Here is a 14916-nt window from a genome sequence, read left to right on the forward strand (position 1 = left end):
GGGCATGACACGAGGGCTGGTGACCGGGGCAGGCAAGCGGCTGGGCCGCGCGATGGCGCTGGAACTGGCGCGGCAGGGGCAGGATGTGGCGATCCACTTTGCCACCTCGACGCAGGCCGCCGAGGATGTCGCGGCAGAGGTTCGCGCGCTCGGGCGGCAGGCGGTCACCCTTCAGGCCGATCTGCTCGACGAGGCGCAAGTCACACCGCTGATCGCCCGCGCCGCAGAGGCGCTCGGCGGGGCGGTCACCACGCTGATCAACAACGCTTCGATCTTTGAATATGACACGATCGACAGCGCGACCCGCCAAGGCTGGGACCGGCATATCGAAAGCAACCTGCGCGCGCCCTTCGTGCTGACGCAGGAGCTGGCGCGGCAGATCCCCGACCCGATCACCGACGAGAATGGCGAACCGCTGGCGCAGGGCCTTGTCGTCAACATGATCGACCAGCGCGTGCGCAAGCTGACGCCCGAGTTCATGACTTACACCATCGCCAAGATGGGCCTCTGGGCATTTACCCAGACGGCGGCACAGGCCCTCGCGCCGCGGCTGAGGGTCAATGCGATCGGTCCGGGCCCCACCTTGCAGGGCCACCGCCAGAGCGACACGCATTTCGCCAACCAGCGACAGGCGACGATCCTGCGACGCGGGGCCAATGCGTCGGACATCACCGGTGCGCTTGCCTATCTGCTCAATGCCCCCGGCGTGACCGGGCAATTGATCTGCGTCGATGGCGGCCAGCATCTGGGTTGGCAGACGCCCGATGTGCTCGGGGTCGAGTAGGAAACGGGACCTTCCCAGAGAAGTTTTGCACCGGTCATATTGCTGTCACGATAGCGTCATAAAAACGCTAATGTTTTCAAACACCTGCTCATGGGTTGGCTTTTTTATTAAACAAAATCAATAGCTTGAATTTATGCCTAATTTATGGGCAACACAACGAAGCCTGCCGAATTCAACGAAAATTTCCAGTTCAGGAAAACTTATCGGCAGAGTTATCCACAGGAATCGTGGACAGCTTCCCCCTTGCTCTTGGCCCCGTATCATTGCAGCACGGCACGAGAATCATATCTGAGTGACTATGCCCGACACTGACCCGCAATCCCCCCCTGCCACCGGCCACGATGTGATCCGCGGCTACCTGCGCACGCTGGATGCCTCGCCGGGGGTTTACCGCATGCTCGATGCGCAGGCGCGGGTACTTTATGTGGGCAAGGCGCGCAATCTGCGGGCGCGGGTGTCGAACTATGCCCGCCCCACCGGGCATACCGGGCGCATCGCACGGATGATCTCCGAAACAGCGTCGATGATGTTCCTGACCACGTCGACCGAAACCGAGGCGCTGCTGCTCGAACAGAACCTGATCAAACAGCTCAAGCCGCGCTACAACGTGCTCTTGCGCGACGACAAGAGCTTTCCCAACATCCTCGTGACGTCGCATGACTATCCGATGATCAAGAAGCATCGCGGCGCCAAGCGCGAGAAGGGCAGCTATTACGGCCCCTTCGCGAGCGCCGGCGCGGTCAACCGCACGCTGGCGCAGTTGCAGCGCGTCTTTCAGTTGCGCAACTGCAACGACACCATGTTCGAAAGCCGCACCCGCCCCTGCCTGCAATACCAGATCAAGCGCTGCACCGCGCCTTGCGTCGGCAAAATCTCCAGGGCCGAATATGCCACACAGGTGCGCGACGCCGAACGCTACCTCTCGGGCCGCTCGACCGAGATACAGGAGAAGCTGGCCACTGAGATGTCAGAGGCCGCCGAGGCCATGGAATACGAACGCGCCGCCGCCCTGCGCGACCGGATCAAGGCGTTGACGCAGGTGCAGACCGCGCAGGGCATCAACCCGCGCACCGTCGATGAGGCCGACATCATTGCCCTGCACCTGGAAAACGGGCAGGCCTGCGTGCAGGTGTTCTTCATCCGCGCCGGGCAGAACTGGGGCAACCGCGACTTCTATCCCCGCGTCGGCCCCGATGTCGAGGAACCCGAGGTGCTCGAGGCTTTCATCGGGCAATTCTACGACAGCAAGGAACCGCCCCGCGCGCTGATTCTGTCACATGACCTCGAAAACCCCGACCTGATGAGCCAAGCCCTGACCGGAAAGCTCGGTCGCAAGGTGACGCTCACCGTGCCCCTGCGCGGCGAAAAGGCCGAACTGATCGACGCCGCCCTGCGCAACGCCCGCGAGAGCCTCGCGCGCAAGATGGCCGAGAGCGCGACCCAGGGCAAACTGCTCAAAGGCTTGGCCGAGGCGTTCCATCTGCCCAGCCCCCCGCAACGGATCGAGGTCTATGACAACAGCCACATCCAGGGCACCAACGCTGTCGGCGCGATGATCGTGGCGGGGCCCGAAGGGATGATGAAGAACCACTATCGCAAGTTCAACATCAAGGGCGACGACCTGACCCCCGGCGACGATTTCGGCATGATGAAAGAGGTGCTGACCCGCCGCTTCAAACGCCTTCTGAAAGAAGACCCCGACCGCAGCCACGGCCAATGGCCCGACCTTTTGCTGATCGACGGCGGCGCGGGACAGGTCAGCGCGGTGGCGGGGATCATGCGCGAGATGGGCGTCGCTGATATCCCGATGGTCGGCGTCGCCAAGGGGGTGGACCGCGACCACGGCAAGGAGGAATTCCACCGCACCGGCAAGCGCCCGATGGCGCTGCGCCGGGGCGATCCGGTGCTCTATTTCATCCAGCGCCTGCGCGACGAGGCGCACCGCTTCGCCATCGGCACGCATCGCGCCAAACGGACCAAGGCGATCTCCGCCACCCCGCTCGACGAGGTGCCCGGCGTCGGTGCCGCCCGCAAGCGCGCGCTGCTCGCACATTTCGGCAGTGCCAAGGCCGTCAGCCGCGCCAACCTCGCCGATCTCAAGGCGGTGGAGGGCGTGTCGGACGCGCTCGCCCAGAAACTCTACGATTTCTTCCACGAGCGCGGCTGAGTCGGCTTTCGCCCCATCGTCATCCCCGCGAAAGCGGGGATCCCGGACACTTGCCATCGAACCGCTTGACACGCCCGTGCGTTTAAACTGAACATGAATTCAGTTTCATATTGAGTCGCCCATGCCCCCTGCCCCACAGCCCCGCCCCGCGCCGCACGACACCCTGAGCTATCCGCAATCCCTCGCCGCCGAGGCCGAGGGCCTGCCCAAAGGCCAGCGCACCGCGCAGGCCGTCCGCATCGCCGCCTGTCACCTGCTGGACCAAAGCGCGCCGCAGGACCTGACCATCGCCGCCATCTGCCGCGAGGCAGGCATCGCCAATGGCACCTTCTATCTCTACTTCCCCGATCAGGCACAGCTGCTCGACGACCTGCTGCAAGGCTTCGCCAGCTTCCTGCAAACCCGGATGATCGACGCAGGCCGCCGTCAGCCCGACGCCCCGATGCGCGCCGCAACGCAAGCCTATGTGCATCTCTTCGAGTCCAATCGCGGGCTGATGAAATGCCTGATCCACCATCTCGGCGCCTTCCCGGCGGCGCGCGCCGCCTTTCACCGGCTCAACCGCGACTGGATCGCCACCGTGGTCAGGGCCACCCGCCGTCGCCACGCCCGCAACGGGCACGACCCGCTGCCCGAGGCCGAACTCACCCGCCGCGCCTATGCGCTTGGCGGCATGACCGATCACTACCTCTCCAGCCTCCACCTTTCCGCCGAGCCGGGGCTGGTTGCGGTCTCGACCGACCGCGCGGCAGTGATCTCCACGCTCACCACCCTCTGGGAACGGGGATTGCAGCCATGAGCCTGCTCGACCAAGCCGAATTTGCCAGCCAAGACCGGCTGCGTGCCCATCAGGCCGCCGCCTGGGCTGTGCAGGGCGATTACGTCGCCCGCAACTCGGCCTTTTACCGTGACCTTTGGCAAGGCGCGCCCCCGCCCGCCGATCTCGCTGACCTGCCCGCCCTGCCCCTGTCGGACAAGGCGCAGCTTCGCGTGGCACAGGCCGATCATCCGCCCTTCGGGCATTACATGGCCGCCCCGCGCCGCGCCGCGGTGCGCCTGCACCGTACCTCGGGCACCACCGGGCAGGCGATGAACCTCGCGCTTTCGCTGCGCGACTGCGCGGTGACCGAGGCGGTGGGCGGGCGTTGCCAATCCGCCGCCGGGCTGACCCCGGATCACACGGTGGTGCATTGCCTGAATTACCAGATGTGGATGGGCGGCCTCACCGATCACATGACACTACAGGCCACCGGCGCGCTGGTGGTGCCGTTTGGCGTGGGCGCGACCGATCTGCTGGTGCGCACCATCCGCGAGGTTGGGATCACCGCGATCTCCTGCACGCCCTCCTACCCGGCGGTGCTGGAGCGTGTCATCGCGGAGCGTTTCCCAAATCTCACCCCCCGCGACCTCGGACTGAAACTGGGGCTGTTCGGCGGCGAGGCGGGGCTGGACGATCCGGCCTTCCGCGCCCGCCTGCGCGATGTCTGGGGAATGGAGCCGCGCAATGCCAATTACGGGGTCTCGGACGTCTTTTGCAATTTCGCGGCGCAATGCGAGCATGACACGCGCCTGCATTTCATGGCAGCCGACGTGCTCTGGCCCGAACTGATCGAGCCCGAGACCGGCGCGCTCCTGCCCCTCATGGCAGGCCAGACCGGCGAATTGGTGCTCACCCATCTGGTGCGCGACTGTCAACCGCTGGTACGCTTTCGCAGCGGCGACATCATCACCGTGGACGAGACCGCCCCCTGCACCTGCGGGCGCACGGGATTTCGATTTCGCGTCGTGGGGCGCTCGGACGACATGGTGGTGGTGCGCGGCCTGAACCTCTTTCCGACCATGGTCGCTGCCATCCTCAACCGGTTCGAGGCGCTCTCCGGCGATTACCGCATCCCGCTCGACACGCCCCCGCCCCATGACAGCCTGCCGGTCACAGCGGAACTGGCCAAGGGGCACACCGCCACGCCGGGGCAGGCCGAGGAGATTGCGCAGGCGATCAAGCAAGACCTCGGCGCGACCGCGCGCGTGACACTGGTGCCACACGGCACCTTCCCGCTGACCGAGGGCAAGACCCGCCGCGTGCAAAGGACATATCCATGACCGATTTCACCTATGACACCGTGCTGAGCGAGCTGCACGACGGTGCCGTGCGCCGCATCACCCTCAACCGTCCCGCGCGGCTCAACGCGATGAACCGGGCGCTGATCGACGACGTGGCGCGCGCCTTCGACGACGCCAATGCCGACCCCGAGACCCGCGCCATCGTGCTGACCGGCGCAGGCAAGGCGTTCTGCGCAGGCGACGACCGGCAGGACCATGTCCACCCCGCCTCGGAGGAGGAGGCGCGCGATCTGGTTCTGGCGATCCAACGCGCCACCCTTGCGATCACGCTGGGGCCGAAGCCGGTGGTCGGCGCGATCAACGGCTGGGCCGTGGGTGGCGGCTTTGAATGGGCGATCAACTGCGATTTCCCGATCTGGGCCGACAGCGCGCGCGGCTTTTTCCCCGAGGTCTCGCTCAACCTCTTCGTGACCGGCGGGGTGACGGCGCTCTTGCCCGCGCTCGTCGGGCTGACACGCACCCGCGAGATGCTCACCTTTGGCGACCGCTACGAGGCCGCGACGCTGCATCAGATGGGGCTGGCGTGGAGAACCGCACCCGATGCCGACCTGCTCGACACCGCCCACGCCACCGCCCGCCGCTTGGCCCAACTCCCGCCGCTCTCGGCGCGCGCGATGAAGCGGGTGCTCAATGCCACCGCCACGCCCGACCTTCGCCGCGCCATGGATCTTGAGACCGAGGCCACCGTCGCGGGCTTCATGGACCCCGAAACCACCCGTCGCCTCAGCGACTTTTAGATGCCGACTGCGCTTTCCCTTGGCAACGCGACAGGTTAGAACCGTGCCATGACATGGACCTTGCCAAATATCCTGACCATGCTGCGCCTGCTGGCGGCCCCGGCGGTGGCGGTGATGTTCCTTTATTTCACCCGACCCTATGCCGACTGGTTCGCGCTCATTCTGTTTGTCAGTGCCGCGATCACCGACTGGTTCGACGGCTATCTCGCGCGCAGCTGGAAACAGGTGACCCGGATCGGCACCATGCTCGATCCCATCGCCGACAAGGCGATGGTAGTGATCGCGCTGATGGTGATCGTCGGCTATTCCTCGATGTCGCCCTGGCTGGTGCTGCCTGCCACGGTTATTCTTTTCCGAGAGGTTTTCGTCTCGGGCCTGCGTGAATATCTTGGCGATACGGCGGGCACGCTCAAGGTCACCAAACTGGCCAAGTGGAAGACCACGGCGCAGATGATCGCCATCGCGGTGCTCTTTGCCCAAGGGGTGTTCGAGCATTATTTCGGCATGTCGATCTTCGGCATGGATGCGCAGATCGTGAGGGACATTCTGGCCGGGCGCACCGAGGACCTGCACGGCCTGTGGTGGAAATATCACGGCATGGTCTGGGCCGGGCATGTCGGTATCTGGCTGTTGTGGCTGGCCGCCGGGCTGACACTGATCACGGGCGTGGACTATCTGCGCAAGGCCACGCCGCATCTGAAGGATGACCACTGATGGATGTGCTTTATTTCGCATGGGTGCGCGAACGCATCGGCCACCCCAAGGACCGGGTGGACAGCGCCCCCGCAACGGTGATGGATCTCGTCGAAGAACTGCGCGCGCGCGAGGATCGCTATGCCGCCGCCTTCTCCGACCTCACGGCGCTGCGCGTCGCCGTCGATCAGGAGTTGCGGGATTTCGACGCGCCGCTCGTCGGCGCGCGCGAAGTGGCATTCTTTCCGCCGATGACAGGCGGGTGACCGGAGGCTGAGACGATGGATATCCGCGTGCAGCAAGCGCCCTTCGATCTCGGGGCCGAGGCCAATGCCTTTGCCGCGCGCCAGACCGGCATGGGCGCGGTCGTGACCTTCACCGGCATCGTCCGCGACCTGGGCGGCGATCTCGATGCGATGGAGATCGAGCATTACCCCGGCATGACCGAAAAGGCCCTGCGCGCCATCGCCGACGAGGCTGCACGCCGCTGGCAGATCGGCGATGCGCTGATCCTGCACCGCCACGGCCGCCTTGCCCCCGACGAGATGATCATGATGGTCGCCACCGCGTCGCGCCACCGCTCGGATGCCTTTCAGGCCGCCGAGTTCCTGATGGACTTCCTCAAGTCCCGCGCGCCCTTCTGGAAAAAGGAAGTGACAGACGCGGGCGCGGACTGGGTCGCCGCGCGGGACGAGGACGAAGACGCGCTCAGCCGCTGGTGACCTGCAACAGCCCGGACGATTCGCGGCCCTGATCCGAATTGTGGCGGGATCACCCGCGACTCGTGGACAAACCACGCAATGCGCCGGGATTTTTCGCGACTGTCGGACAATCCGCACCATAACTTGACCCAACACCATCCGTATTGCAGGACTGTGACCATCAGAAGAACAGATATTGTCCATCTGTCGTTGTCGGTGGGGGCCGACGCGGTTGTGACAGCCTTGCATATTGAGGTGCCACAGCATGACCATCCCCCGCCTGACGCCACAGGGCGTTGCCGACGCGCAACCCGTCGCTCGCCACCACCCGTCCAACCACACCCGTCGCTATCACGCGCTCTGGCTTGATCGGTTCGGTGCCATCCAGGAAACCGAGCAGGACGCGCCCGCCACCCCGCCATTCGAGGCGGCGCATTCCGCCTTCGTCCGGGGCACGCTGGTCACCACGCCGCGCGGGCCGATGGCGGTGGAGGATCTGTTGCCGGGCGACAAGGTGCTGTCCGAGAGCCACGGGCCGCTGGCCGTGCTCTGGATCGGCTCGATGACGATGCACGCCGGCGATGCCCCCGGCCCCGCCCGCAAGCTGACCCGGATCATGGCTGACGCCTTCGGCATCAATCGTCCGGCCTCGGACCTGATGACCGGGCCCGGCGCGCGGTTGCTCAGCCGCCCGCGTCACCTGCGCGACCGGCTGGGGTCGGATCACGTGCTGACACCGCCGCATGTGATGGCAGACGGGCATGGGGCCATTTGCATCACGCCGCGCCAGCCGGTCACGCTCTATCACCTGTGCCTGCGGCGGCACGCGGTGATCTGCGTGAACGGGCTTCAGGCCGAGGGCTTTCATCCCGGCACCGGGCTTGATCGCGTCCTGGACGCCGGACAGCTGCGCAAATTCCTGTCGCTCTTCCCGCATATCCGCGAGCTGCGCGATTTCGGACCGCTGGCGCATCTGCGCCTGCCGCTGGACGCCCCGGAAACCCTCGACCTGGCGTGAGACGGATCAGCCGCGCGCGACCTGACCCGCCATCACGCAGAGCAGTTCGAACATGATCGACGCGCCCAGAAACGCGGTGTTGCCCGAGGCATCGAAGGGCGGCGAGACCTCGACCAGATCGGCGCCCACGATCCGGACCCCCTCCAGCCCGCGCACCACCTGCAACGCCTGATAGCTGTTCGGGCCACCCACCTCGGGCGTGCCGGTGCCGGGTGCAAAGGTCGGATCGACAAAGTCTATGTCGTAGCTCACGTAAGTGTCGCCCTCGCCCGCAATCTCGCGCGCCTCTTCCATAACGTCCTCGGGACCGCGGGCATGGAATTCCTCGATCAGGATCAGCCGGATACCCTCGGCCTTGGCGAAATCGCGGTCCTCGGTGTCATACATCGTGCCGCGTAACCCGATCATCACCACGCGCTTTGGATCAAGCAGCCCTTCCTCGACCGCGCGCCGGAAAGGGGTGCCGTGGGTATACATCGTGCCGCCGAAATACGAATGATAAAGGTCGGTATGGCTGTCGAAATGGATCATGCCCAGGGCTGAGCGCCGCGCCAGCGACCGCAGCACCGGCAGGGTCGTCAGGTGATCGCCCCCCGCCGTCAGCGGCATGATCCCCGCACCCGTCACCCCGTCGTAGAATTCGGTGATCCGGGCGAGGCTGTCGATGATATCCGCCGGATTGGGCCCCACATCCCCCAGATCGGCGCAATTCACCGCCTCGAACGGGCGCATGCCGCTGGTCGGATGCTGCGCGCGAATCATGGTCGAGGCGTCGCGCAACTGTCGCGGCCCGTGGCGTGGGCCGGGCCGGTTGGTGGTGCCGCTATCCCACGGCACGCCAATAAGGCCGATCTGCACGTCGTCATAGCGCGCATGCCCTTTCGGGACATAAGGCAGCCGCATGAAGGTCGGCACCCCGGCAAAGCGCGGCATCTCGAAGCCCGAGACCGGATGGAAGAAGGGATCGGAGGTCATGTCAGTCCTTTCAGTCGTTTGCGGGCGGTCACCGGGCCGTCGCCCTGCGCCGCGATGCGGGAAATGGCATCCTGCAGCGGCTCATAGGCCACCGCCATGTGATGCACATTGGCATGGAGCAGCGTGCCGGGGTCCGCGACCCAGGCCACATGCCCCTTCCAGAAAATGAGGTCGCCCCGTTGCGGCGACGCATCGGGCGCGAGCGGGGTGCCTAGCGCGCGTTCCTGCGGCCTGCTATCGCTGGGGCAGGGTTGCCCGCAGGCCAGCAGCGCGGCATGTACAAGCCCCGAACAATCGAGCCCCCAGATGCTGTTTCCGCCCCAGAGATAGGGCGCGCCGAGGTACAGTTCGGCCACCGCAACCGGATCGCTTGCGAGACGCGCGCTTAGATGCGCGGCAGGCACCCAGCCGATCTCGGTCTCAAGAAAGCGCCCTTGCTCGCCGCTCACCGCCAGTTTCGAAAGGTGTGGGAGGGCCATACGCTCGGACGATTTGAAAGCGGGCCTACTGTAGGCGTGAGTCTGGCGCGCGTTAACGCGGTGAGTGGGGGCGTCGCGCGCATGGGCGGGGGCCAGTGCGGCCCTTCCGATCCAACCGGAATGGCCGGTATCGGGCGAGGTGCCGAAGGCCATGCCATCTTCCCAATACTCGACCGTAAAAGCCTCGCCATAGCGCAATTGCCGTTCGCGCATCCCGCCGGGCACCCCATGGAGATTTGCCACCGGGCGGGTGACGTAGCAGTGCTTGTCGCGTGGCGATAGGGCGCTCACAGGTCGAGCACCTCGGGCAGGGCATCGAGCAGCGCGCGCGCGCCCATGCCAACGCCCCCCTTGGGCCGGGCCGGGGCCGCGCTCGGCGTCCAGCCATAAATGTCGAAATGGCTGTAATTGAGCCCGGCTGAAAAACGCCGCAGGAAGAGCGCCGCCGTGATCGAGCCTGCAAACCCGCCCGACGGTGCATTGTCGAGATCGGCGATCCCCGGCTCGATCATCGCCTCGTAAGCGTCATGAAACGGCAGCCGCCAGACCGGATCGGCGACGCGCGCGGCGGCGGCCTCAAGTGCGGCGGCAAAGCCCGCATCGTTGGTGTAATAGGGCGCGAGATCCGGCCCGAGCGCCACGCGCGCGGCACCCGTAAGGGTGGCCATGGAAATCATCAGATCGGGTCTTTCTTCGGCCCCATAGGCCAGCGCGTCGGCCAGCACCAGCCGACCCTCGGCATCGGTGTTGTTGACCTCGACGGTCATGCCGTTGCGCGCGGTCAGGATGTCGCCGGGGCGAAACGCATTGCTGCTGACCGCGTTTTCCACAGCCGGGATCAGCACCCGCAGCCGCAGCGGCAGATCGAGCGCCATGATCATATGCGCCAGCCCCAGAACCGTCGCCGCGCCGCCCATATCCTTTTTCATCAGCCCCATCGACGACCCGGGCTTGAGGTTCAGCCCGCCGGTGTCGAAACAGACACCCTTGCCGACAAGCGTCAGGTTCGGCCCGCTATCGCCCCATGTCATCTCAATGAGGCGCGGGGCTTGCGCTGCGGCACGTCCGACGGTGTGGATCAGCGGAAAGTTCTGCTCCAGCAGATCCGCGCCGCGCGTACAGGTAAGGCGCGCGCCCTGCTGATCGGCGATGGCGCGGCAGGCGGCCTCCAGCGCATCGGGGCCAAGATCATTGGCCGGAGTGTTGATCAGGTCACGGGTCAGCGCCTCGCCCGCCGCGATCACCTCCAGCCGCGCGGCATCGACGCCCTCGGGTGCCACCAGCCGCGCCTTGGCCGGGCTTTGCTCGCGGTAGCGCTCGTAGGCGTAATGCGACAGCAGCCAGCCAAACGCCTCGGTCTCTGCCGCCTCTTCGGGCAGCCCCTCCAGCCGGTAGGTGCCCTCGGGCAGGGCCGCTGCGACGGCGGCCAGATGAAACCGGCCCCGGGCGCGCGAGGTGGCGCTGCCATAACCCGCAAGCGCCAAGGCGATGCCACCCACCGCGTCCGGCACGGCGAGTGCCCGGCCAAGCGCACCGGTAAAGCCCATGGCCCGCACCCAGGCCGCGACCTTCGAGGACTGCGCGTCGAGCCAGCCTTCGAGCGCGCCCTCCTCCACCACATGCAGCGGGATGGCGGGCGTGTCGGGGGCGGCGAATGTCAGGCTCATAGGGGCGGACCTTTTCCAGCGGTTGATCCCCGCCAGCCTAGCCCCGATTGCGCCGCCTGCAACCGCCAAATCGCGCCTCTCAAAACGGCGTGTCCTGCGCCTCCCAGATCTCGCAGAGCGAGCGGTCACCGATCCGCAACAGCCGCGCGAAGGTGGCGGCGAGCGCGTTGTAATCACCCGCGTCAATCGAGCCCGTCACGTCCCCCGCCACCCGCGCCAGCAGCGCCATGCCGATCTGATCGGCGATGGCGATCAGGCTGCGGCTGCTCTTGCGCATCTCTCCCAACCGCCCCTCGCGGTAGAACCGCTCGGCATGACCCAGCCGCGCCGCCAGTTCCTCGAGCGCGCGGCACACCACATCCTCGGCGCTTGTTTCGCCCAATTCCAGATAAAGCGCCTCCAGCCGGTCGGCATCGAGCCGCACGCATTCGTACTGTTGCAGCACCGTCGGTTGTTCCACGTTGTTCACCTTCTCACCCGCTTGTCGTACCCTGGCCCCCACGGCGCGGCAGAGAATGGCATCTGCGCGGTTCCCAAATGGTTTCCGCGCCCGCAAATTATGGCTCGAATTCGAGGTGAATACCGATTATCCAGCCGTGAGCCGCCCCAAGCGCCGGAGAGACCATGGATTACGCCCGCCCCCTGCCGACCTATCTCGTGCACCGCTTCCACGGATGGAAGGCCACCAGCTATACGGAAAATCAGGCATGGTATCGGCACCTCGCGCAGCAGGGCCAGCATCCGCGTGCGATGGTGATTTCCTGCTGCGACAGCCGCGTTCATGTCACCTCGATCTTCGGCGCGGACCAAGGCGAGTTCTTCATTCACCGCAACATCGCCAACCTCGTGCCGCCCTACGTGACCGACGGCGCACAGCACGGCACCTCGGCGGCGGTGGAATTCGCGGTGACCGCCCTCAAGGTCGCGCATCTGATCGTCATCGGCCATTCGGCCTGCGGCGGCGTCAAGGGCTGCCAGCAGATGTGCGCAGGCCATGCGCCGGAACTCGAGGAGCAGACCAGTTTCGTGGGCCGCTGGCTCGACATCCTGCGGCCCGGCTACGAGCGGGTCAAGGACATGGGCGACGAGGCGGCGCAGCTCAAGGCACTGGAAAAACAGGCGGTGATGGTGTCGCTGGAAAACCTGATGAGCTTTCCCTTCGTCGAGGCGGCGGTGGCCTCGGGCGAATTGACGCTGCACGGGCTCTGGCACGAAATCGGCAGCGGATCGCTGGAACAGTATAGCGCGAGCCAGGCCGGGTTCGTGCCGCTGTGATGCCCTGCCCGGCGCGCATCGAGGCAAGCGGGGATTGTGAGTATTTTCGCCATAAAGAAACCCCGCGCGCCCGGTTGGAGCACGCGGGGTTCTTCGGTTACGCGGCCTGTGACTGCTGGCCGAACCGGGCATAGAAGCCCTGGTTCTTGTCGGCCATCTCGCGCAGCAGCGCAGGCGTGGCAAAGCGCGGTCCGAATTTCTCGGTCAGCTGATCGCAGCGCTCGGCGGCATAGGGCGTACCGATGATGTCGAGCCAGGCAAACGGCCCGCCCGACCAGGGCGCAAAGCCCCAGGCGAGGATCGCGCCCACATCCCCCTCACGAATGTCCTCCAGCACGCCTTCCTCCAGCGCGCGTACCGCTTCCAGCACCTGCGCGAACATCAACCGGTGCTGCACCTCGTGCAGGTCGGGCTGTTCCTCGGCGCGGGGATATTTCTGCGCGAGGCCCTCCCAATATCCAAGACGCTTGCCCTTCTCGTCATACTCAAAAAACCCGGCATTGGCCTTGCGCCCCAGCCGCCCCTCGCCTTCCATCCAGAAGATCACCTCATCGACGGCGGCGTCGGGATAGGCATCGCCCATCGCGGATTTGGTCGCCCGCGCGATCTTGGCCCCGAGGTCGATCGAGGTCTCATCGACCAGTTGCAGCGGCCCCACGGGGAAACCCAACTGCCGCGCCGCGTTGTCGATCAGCGCAGGCGCCACGCCCTCGGCCACCATGCGGATGCCCTCGTTAATATAGGGAATGATGCAGCGGTTGCAGTAAAAGAAGCGCGCGTCATTGACCACGATGGGCGTCTTGCGGATTTGCCGTACGTAGTCGAGCGCCTTGGCCACGGCACGCGGGCCGGTCTTTGCGCCCTTGATGATCTCGACCAGCATCATCTTCTCGACCGGCGAGAAGAAGTGGATGCCGATGAAGTTCTCAGGGCTGTCGGAGGCCTTGGCGAGTTCCGTGATCGGCAGGGTCGAGGTGTTGGTGGCAAAGAAGCAGTCCTCGCCCGCCTCGGCCAGTGCCTTCTTGGTGGCCTCGGCCTTGACGGCGGGGTCTTCGAACACCGCCTCGATGATCAGGTCACAGCCCTTCAAGGCGCTGTAATCCGTGGTGGCGGTGATCAGATCGAGCGCAGCCTGCTTCTTCTCTTCCGTCCCCTTGCCGCGCTTGATGCCCTTGTCCATGTAATCGGCGGTGTAGGATTTGCCGCGGTCGGCGGCCTCCTGTTTCTGGTCGATGAGGACCACCTCCATTCCGGCCATGGCCGAGACGAGCGCAATGCCTGCGCCCATCATGCCCGCGCCCATGACGCCGACCTTTTTCACCTTCTGATCCGGCACATCGGGACGGTTGGCGCCTTTCTCCAGCGCCTCCTTGTTGATAAAGAGCGAGCGGATCATGGCGCTTGACGAGGGGTTCATCAGCACATTCGTGAACCAGCGCGCCTCGATCTTCAGCGCCGTATCAAACGGCACGAGCGCCCCCTCGTAGACGGCGGACAACAGCGCCTTGGCCGCCGGGAACGCGCCTTGGGTCTTGCCATTGACCATCGCCGACGCGCCCACGAACGTCATGAAGCCCGCCGGGTGATAGGGCGCGCCACCGGGCATCTTGTAGCCCTTCTCGTCCCAGGGCTTGACGATATTCGGCCCCGAGAGCACCCATTCGCGGGCCTTTTCGATCAATTGATCGGCGGGCACGACCTCATCCACCACCCCGGCGGATTTGGCTTTCTTGGGGTCGTTCAGCTTGCCTTCGAGCAAGAGCGGCGAGGCCCCCATGGCCCCCAGCTTGCGCACCAGCCGCGTGGTGCCGCCCGCGCCGGGAAAGATGCCGACCATGATTTCGGGCAGGCCGATCTTGGCCTTCGGGTTGTCGGCGGCAAAGATCCGGTGGCAGGCGAGCGGGATTTCCAGCCCGATGCCAAGCGCGGTGCCGGGCAGGGCGGCGGCGATCGGCTTGCCGCCCTTGTTCTTGTCGTCCATGCCCGCACGCTCGATCTTGCGCAGGATGGCGTGCATGCCCATCACGCCCTCGAAGAGCCCCTTGGCAGGCTCGTCGCCCGCATCATCGCGCATCTTGGCGATGATATTGAGATCCATGCCCCCGGCGAAAGACCCCTCCTTGCCCGAGGTCAGGATCACGCCCTTGACGGCGTCATCGGCGAGCGCGTCGTCGATCAGCGCCTCGAGGTCGAGAAAGCCCTGTTGGTTCATCACGTTCATCGACTTGCCGGGCACGTCCCAGGTGATGATCGCGACGCCATCGGCGCCTTTTTCCATTGTGAAATCGGTCATTGTCGC

The 14916-nt window shown here is 65.7% G+C and carries 15 protein-coding genes; 10 read left to right on the forward strand and 5 right to left on the reverse strand.

Translation table 11 applies throughout. From position 1 onward, the window contains the following. Window positions 1-4: 4 nt before the first annotated feature. The 9 genes from ACSSV4_RS19590 (at window position 5) to ACSSV4_RS19630 (ending at window position 8221) form a co-directional block, all read left to right on the forward strand. Window positions 5-784 carry an SDR family oxidoreductase gene (locus tag ACSSV4_RS19590; RefSeq protein ID WP_454276789.1) on the forward strand — a complete coding sequence of 260 codons (780 nt, stop codon included), beginning with the start codon at window positions 5-7 and terminating at the stop codon, window positions 782-784. 298 nt (window positions 785-1082) lie between these two features. After that, the gene (gene uvrC / locus ACSSV4_RS19595; protein WP_454276790.1) at window positions 1083-2951 is read left to right on the forward strand and encodes an excinuclease ABC subunit UvrC; all 1869 of its coding nucleotides are present in this window, start codon (window positions 1083-1085) and stop codon (window positions 2949-2951) included. 121 nt (window positions 2952-3072) lie between these two features. Then, on the forward strand, window positions 3073-3750 hold the full coding sequence (locus ACSSV4_RS19600) for a TetR/AcrR family transcriptional regulator (protein ID WP_454276791.1): 678 nt from the start codon (window positions 3073-3075) through the stop codon (window positions 3748-3750). Beyond that, window positions 3747-5051, forward strand: coding sequence for a phenylacetate--CoA ligase family protein (locus tag ACSSV4_RS19605; protein ID WP_454276792.1), 1305 nt, complete (start codon window positions 3747-3749; stop codon window positions 5049-5051). Before ACSSV4_RS19600 ends, ACSSV4_RS19605 begins: the two co-directional genes overlap by 4 nt. Beyond that, window positions 5048-5809, forward strand: a complete 762-nt coding sequence (locus tag ACSSV4_RS19610; RefSeq protein ID WP_454276793.1) for an enoyl-CoA hydratase/isomerase family protein — start codon at window positions 5048-5050, stop codon at window positions 5807-5809. Before ACSSV4_RS19605 ends, ACSSV4_RS19610 begins: the two co-directional genes overlap by 4 nt. A gap of 48 nt (window positions 5810-5857) precedes the next feature. Beyond that, window positions 5858-6523, forward strand: a complete 666-nt coding sequence (gene pgsA / locus ACSSV4_RS19615) for a CDP-diacylglycerol--glycerol-3-phosphate 3-phosphatidyltransferase (protein WP_454276794.1) — start codon at window positions 5858-5860, stop codon at window positions 6521-6523. Further along, on the forward strand, window positions 6523-6768 hold the full coding sequence (moaD, locus tag ACSSV4_RS19620) for a molybdopterin converting factor subunit 1 (protein ID WP_454276795.1): 246 nt from the start codon (window positions 6523-6525) through the stop codon (window positions 6766-6768). Before pgsA ends, moaD begins: the two co-directional genes overlap by 1 nt. 15 nt (window positions 6769-6783) lie before the next feature. Beyond that, window positions 6784-7224 (forward strand): molybdenum cofactor biosynthesis protein MoaE, encoded by a 441-nt coding sequence (locus ACSSV4_RS19625; RefSeq protein WP_454276796.1) that lies wholly within the window; start codon window positions 6784-6786, stop codon window positions 7222-7224. A 244-nt stretch (window positions 7225-7468) separates the two neighbouring features. Beyond that, window positions 7469-8221 carry a Hint domain-containing protein gene (locus ACSSV4_RS19630; RefSeq protein ID WP_454276797.1) on the forward strand — a complete coding sequence of 251 codons (753 nt, stop codon included), beginning with the start codon at window positions 7469-7471 and terminating at the stop codon, window positions 8219-8221. A 6-nt stretch (window positions 8222-8227) separates the two neighbouring features. Here ACSSV4_RS19630 and speB read toward each other — a convergent pair whose 3' ends face one another. The 4 genes from speB to ACSSV4_RS19650 all read right to left on the reverse strand — a co-directional run bounded on the left by speB (window position 8228) and on the right by ACSSV4_RS19650 (window position 11802). Next, entirely contained in the window at window positions 8228-9196 is a 969-nt protein-coding gene (speB, locus tag ACSSV4_RS19635; protein ID WP_454276798.1) for an agmatinase, read from the reverse strand. Then, on the reverse strand, window positions 9193-9966 hold the full coding sequence (locus tag ACSSV4_RS19640; RefSeq protein WP_454276799.1) for a C40 family peptidase: 774 nt from the start codon (window positions 9964-9966) through the stop codon (window positions 9193-9195). The genes speB and ACSSV4_RS19640 overlap by 4 nt, the downstream gene beginning before the upstream one ends. Next, on the reverse strand, window positions 9963-11342 hold the full coding sequence (locus ACSSV4_RS19645) for a leucyl aminopeptidase family protein (RefSeq protein WP_454276800.1): 1380 nt from the start codon (window positions 11340-11342) through the stop codon (window positions 9963-9965). The genes ACSSV4_RS19640 and ACSSV4_RS19645 overlap by 4 nt, the downstream gene beginning before the upstream one ends. Window positions 11343-11421: 79 nt before the next feature. Continuing rightward, complete coding sequence (locus tag ACSSV4_RS19650; RefSeq protein WP_454276801.1) at window positions 11422-11802, reverse strand: hypothetical protein; 381 nt, start codon at window positions 11800-11802, stop codon at window positions 11422-11424. A 164-nt stretch (window positions 11803-11966) separates the two neighbouring features. On the opposite strand from ACSSV4_RS19650, the gene ACSSV4_RS19655 reads away from it, so the two are divergent. Further along, window positions 11967-12617 (forward strand): carbonic anhydrase, encoded by a 651-nt coding sequence (locus tag ACSSV4_RS19655; protein WP_454276802.1) that lies wholly within the window; start codon window positions 11967-11969, stop codon window positions 12615-12617. A 97-nt stretch (window positions 12618-12714) separates the two neighbouring features. On the opposite strand, the gene ACSSV4_RS19660 is transcribed toward ACSSV4_RS19655, so the two are convergent. After that, window positions 12715-14910 (reverse strand): 3-hydroxyacyl-CoA dehydrogenase NAD-binding domain-containing protein, encoded by a 2196-nt coding sequence (locus tag ACSSV4_RS19660; RefSeq protein ID WP_454276803.1) that lies wholly within the window; start codon window positions 14908-14910, stop codon window positions 12715-12717. Between the last annotated feature and the right edge of the window lie 6 nt (window positions 14911-14916).

The organism is Roseovarius sp. MBR-154, assembly GCF_053628595.1.

Bases quoted from the DNA above. Each gene is read 5' to 3' on its own strand.
- ACSSV4_RS19590 (WP_454276789.1), top strand. From the start codon at position 5: ATGACACGAGGGCTGGTGACCGGGGCAGGCAAGCGGCTGGGCCGCGCG.
- uvrC (WP_454276790.1), top strand. From the start codon at position 1,083: ATGCCCGACACTGACCCGCAATCCCCCCCTGCCACCGGCCACGATGTG.
- ACSSV4_RS19600 (WP_454276791.1), top strand. From the start codon at position 3,073: ATGCCCCCTGCCCCACAGCCCCGCCCCGCGCCGCACGACACCCTGAGC.
- ACSSV4_RS19605 (WP_454276792.1), top strand. From the start codon at position 3,747: ATGAGCCTGCTCGACCAAGCCGAATTTGCCAGCCAAGACCGGCTGCGT.
- ACSSV4_RS19610 (WP_454276793.1), top strand. From the start codon at position 5,048: ATGACCGATTTCACCTATGACACCGTGCTGAGCGAGCTGCACGACGGT.
- pgsA (WP_454276794.1), top strand. From the start codon at position 5,858: ATGACATGGACCTTGCCAAATATCCTGACCATGCTGCGCCTGCTGGCG.
- moaD (WP_454276795.1), top strand. From the start codon at position 6,523: ATGGATGTGCTTTATTTCGCATGGGTGCGCGAACGCATCGGCCACCCC.
- ACSSV4_RS19625 (WP_454276796.1), top strand. From the start codon at position 6,784: ATGGATATCCGCGTGCAGCAAGCGCCCTTCGATCTCGGGGCCGAGGCC.
- ACSSV4_RS19630 (WP_454276797.1), top strand. From the start codon at position 7,469: ATGACCATCCCCCGCCTGACGCCACAGGGCGTTGCCGACGCGCAACCC.
- speB (WP_454276798.1), bottom strand. From the start codon at position 9,196: ATGACCTCCGATCCCTTCTTCCATCCGGTCTCGGGCTTCGAGATGCCG.
- ACSSV4_RS19645 (WP_454276800.1), bottom strand. From the start codon at position 11,342: ATGAGCCTGACATTCGCCGCCCCCGACACGCCCGCCATCCCGCTGCAT.
- ACSSV4_RS19655 (WP_454276802.1), top strand. From the start codon at position 11,967: ATGGATTACGCCCGCCCCCTGCCGACCTATCTCGTGCACCGCTTCCAC.
- ACSSV4_RS19660 (WP_454276803.1), bottom strand. From the start codon at position 14,910: ATGACCGATTTCACAATGGAAAAAGGCGCCGATGGCGTCGCGATCATC.